Source organism: Streptomyces sp. IBSBF 3136 (assembly GCF_036815105.1).
In the GTDB taxonomy this organism is placed as follows: Bacteria; Actinomycetota; Actinomycetes; order Streptomycetales; family Streptomycetaceae; genus Streptomyces.
In genome coordinates this window covers 11955-15586 of record NZ_JAJSZC010000190.1, presented here as the reverse complement: position 1 = coordinate 15586, position 3632 = coordinate 11955, and the positions used below count along the sequence as shown (strand labels likewise).

The following is a 3632-nucleotide window of genomic DNA, read 5'->3' as shown; positions in this document are numbered from 1 at the left end:
ACCGGGGACGAAACAGGGGGAGGGTGCCGTGCCCAGGCGTGAGCGGGTCATGCGCATGTCGGTGGAGCTGCCGCTGTGGCGTGCGCTCGCCGGGTACCGGGTGCTGACGATGCTGTACGCCGTCGGCCTGTTCGCCACCGCGTACGACCAGTTCGTCCGCCCCTGGACAGCCGTCGCCTACTACGCCGTCCTGTGCGTGTGGACCCTCGCCACCCTGCCCAGGGTGGCGAGCGCGGCGAGCTGCACCCGGCGCTTCCTCGCCGCCGACCTGGCCGTCGCGGTCACCGGCATCCTGCTCACCCCGCTCGCAGACAGCCACGAGCGGATCGCGGGCGGCGGCCCGACGCTGCCATCTATATGGACGGCCGGCTCGGTGCTGGCCTTCGCCCTCAAGGGCGGCTGGCGCTGGGCGGCCGCGGCCTCCACGGCCGTCGCCGCGGCCAATCTGGCCGAGCGCGGCAGCCCGGCCCGGGACACCGTGCACAACGTGATCCTGGTCTGGGTGGCCTCCATCGCCATCGGCTACGTCGTGGAGGTCGCCCGCGCCTCCGAGCGCACCCTCGCCCGCGCCCTGGAGATCGAGGCCGCCACCAGGGAACGGGAGCGGCTGGCCCGGGACATCCACGACGGCGTCCTCCAGGTGCTGGCCATGGTGCAGCGGCGCGGCGCGGTCATCGGCGGCGAGGCGGCCGATCTCGGACGCCTCGCCGGCGAGCAGGAGGTGGCGCTGCGCACCCTGGTCTCCGGCGGGCTGCTGCCGGTCTCCCGGGTCTCGGAGGACGCGGCCGCCGGAGCCGTCGTACGCGCCGTGGAGGAACCGGACGACGAAGGACCGGTCGACCTGCGCTCCCTGCTCGCCCCGTTCGCGGCCGCCCGGGTCAGCCTCGCCGAGCCCGGAGCCCCGGTGCCGCTGCCGCGCGCGGCGGCGCGGGAACTGGCCGCGGCCGTCGGGGCGGCCCTGGACAACGTGCGCGCGCACGCCGGTCCGGACGCCCGGGCGTGGATCCTGGTCGAGGACGAGCCCGACGGGATCGTGGTCACCGTCCGCGACGACGGCCCCGGCATCGCCGAGGGCCGGCTCGCCCAGGCCGAGGGCGAGGGCCGGCTCGGCGTGGCCCAGTCGATCCGGGGGCGCCTGCGCGACCTCGGCGGCAGCGCGGAACTGATCTCGGTCCCCGGGCAGGGCACCGAGGTCGAGTTGAAGGTACCGAAGGGCGCCGTACGGGCGCGGGGGAAGGCGGAGAAGCGATGACACAGCGGCAGGACCCGACGCAGGACCCGATCCGGGTCATGGTGGTCGACGACCACCCCATGTGGCGGGACGCGGTCGCCCGTGACCTGGCCGAGTCCGGCTTCGAGGTGGTCGCCACCGCCGGGGACGGCGAACAGGCGGTCCGCCGGGCCAAGGCGGTCGCCCCCGACGTCCTGGTGCTCGACCTCAACCTGCCCGCCAAGCCCGGCGTCCAGGTGTGCAAGGAACTGGTCGCCCACGACCCCGCGCTCCGGGTCCTCGTCCTGTCCGCGAGCGGCGAGCACGCCGACGTGCTGGAGGCGGTGAAGTCCGGCGCGACCGGCTACCTGCTGAAGTCCGCCTCGACCGGGGACCTGCTGGACGCCGTGCGCCGCACCGCCGTAGGCGACCCGGTGTTCACGCCGGGCCTCGCCGGGCTGGTGCTCGGCGAGTACCGCCGGCTGGCCTCCGAGCCCGCGCCCGCCCCGGACGCCGACGCGCCGGGGGCGCCCCGGCTGACCGAGCGGGAGACGGAGGTGCTGCGCCTGGTGGCCAAGGGCCTGAGCTACAAGCAGATCGCCGAACGCCTGGTGATCTCCCACCGCACGGTGCAGAACCACGTCCAGAACACCCTCGGCAAGCTCCAGTTGCACAACCGGGTGGAGCTGGTGCGGTACGCCATCGAGCGCGGACTCGACGACGCGTAGAAGCCACTGGTCAAGCGACTTCCCCGCATTTCACCGGAATCACCCTTCCCGCCTCTCGCTGTGTGACGCGAATCACCTTTACCGTGACTGACTGTCAGGCAACCGCGGCGAAGGGACATTTCCATGCGGGTCGGAGTACTGACCGGAGGCGGCGACTGCCCCGGGCTCAACGCCGTCATCCGGGGCGTCGTCCGTAAGGGCGTGCAGGAGTACGGATACGACTTCGTCGGCTTCCGGGACGGCTGGCGCGGACCTCTCGAAGGCGACACCGTGCGCCTCGACATCCCCGCGGTGCGCGGCATCCTGCCCCGCGGCGGCACCATCCTCGGCTCCTCGCGGACCAACCCCCTCAAGCGGGAGGGCGGCATCCGCCGGATCAAGGACAACCTGGCCAAGCTGGAGGTCGAGGCGCTCGTGGCGATCGGCGGCGAGGACACCCTCGGGGTGGCCGCCCGGCTGTCCGACGAGTACGGCGTGCCCTGCGTCGGCGTGCCCAAGACCATCGACAACGACCTGTCCGCCACCGACTACACCTTCGGCTTCGACACCGCGGTGGGCATCGCCACCGAGGCCATCGACCGCCTGCACACCACCGCCGAGTCCCACATGCGCGTCCTGGTGTGCGAGGTGATGGGCCGTCACGCCGGCTGGATCGCCCTGCACTCCGGTCTCGCCGGCGGTGCCAACGTCATCCTCATCCCCGAACAGCGCTTCGATCTCGACCAGGTGTGCGCCTGGATCACCTCCCGCTTCAAGGCCTCCTACGCCCCGATCGTCGTCGTCGCCGAGGGTGCCATGCCGAAGGACGGCGAGATGGTCCTCAAGGACGAGTCGCTGGACTCCTTCGGCCATGTGCGGCTGTCCGGGGTGGGCGAGTGGCTGGCCAAGGAGATCGAGAAACGGACCGGCAAGGAGGCCCGCACCACGGTCCTCGGGCACATCCAGCGCGGCGGCACCCCGAGCGCCTTCGACCGCTGGCTCGCCACCCGCTTCGGACTGCACGCCGTCGACTGCGTGCGCGACGGCGACTTCGGCAAGATGGTCGCCCTGCGCGGCACCGACATCGTCCGCGTCCCGATCGCCGAGGCCACGGCCAGGCTGAAGACCGTCGACCCGAAGCTCTACGAAGAGGTCGGCGTCTTCTTCGGCTGACCGCGGCCGCGCAAGGCTAGACGGTCGTACGGCGCAGCTGCTCCATCAGCTCCCGTACGACCGCCGCCCCGTTCAGCGTCAGCACCGACTCGGGGTGGAACTGCACCCCGGCGAAGCCGGGCCCCCGGACCGCGTGCACCTCGCCGTTCCCGGCCCGGCTCACCTCGATCCCGCGCGCGGCCAGTCGGGCCGCCGCCTCCGCGTCGCAGCGCGCCACGAAGCTGTTGTAGAAGCCGACGGTCTCGCTCCGCCCGAACAGGTCGATCTCCGTCTGCGCGCCCTGGTACGGCACCTCCTTGCGGACGATCTCCAGACCCAGCTCCGCCGCGAGCAGCTCGTGCCCGAGGCAGACGCCCAGCACCCCGCGCCGGTGCCCGCGGACCACCTCGGCGGCGAGGTCCCGCAGGAACCGCATCCTGGGGTCGGCGAGATCCAAGGGGTCCCCGGGGCCCGGCCCGAGGACGACCGGACCCTCGTGCGCGAGGACGTCCTCGCGCAGCCCGGGCTCGGCGTACCCCCCGACGGTGACCTCCAGCCCGGTG

The 3632-nt window shown here is 73.0% G+C and carries 4 protein-coding genes; 3 read left to right on the top strand and 1 reads right to left on the bottom strand.

The genetic code is table 11. The features are described from left to right. Nucleotides 1-28 precede the first annotated feature (28 nt). The 3 genes from macS (at nt 29) to V7E45_RS30735 (ending at nt 3090) form a co-directional block, all read left to right on the top strand. A complete protein-coding gene (macS, locus tag V7E45_RS30745) occupies nt 29-1252 on the top strand; it encodes a MacS family sensor histidine kinase (RefSeq protein WP_333777490.1) in 1224 nt (407 codons plus the stop codon). Continuing rightward, a complete protein-coding gene (locus V7E45_RS30740) occupies nt 1249-1938 on the top strand; it encodes a response regulator transcription factor (RefSeq protein WP_333777489.1) in 690 nt (229 codons plus the stop codon). The genes macS and V7E45_RS30740 overlap by 4 nt, the downstream gene beginning before the upstream one ends. A 123-nt stretch (nt 1939-2061) precedes the next feature. Beyond that, on the top strand, nt 2062-3090 hold the full coding sequence (locus tag V7E45_RS30735; RefSeq protein ID WP_333777488.1) for a 6-phosphofructokinase: 1029 nt from the start codon (nt 2062-2064) through the stop codon (nt 3088-3090). Nucleotides 3091-3106: 16 nt separating this feature from the next. Here the strand turns inward: V7E45_RS30735 and V7E45_RS30730 are convergent. Further along, nucleotides 3107-3632 (bottom strand): aminodeoxychorismate/anthranilate synthase component II (locus V7E45_RS30730; RefSeq protein WP_333777487.1); only part of this gene is annotated, 526 nt, incomplete at its 5' end.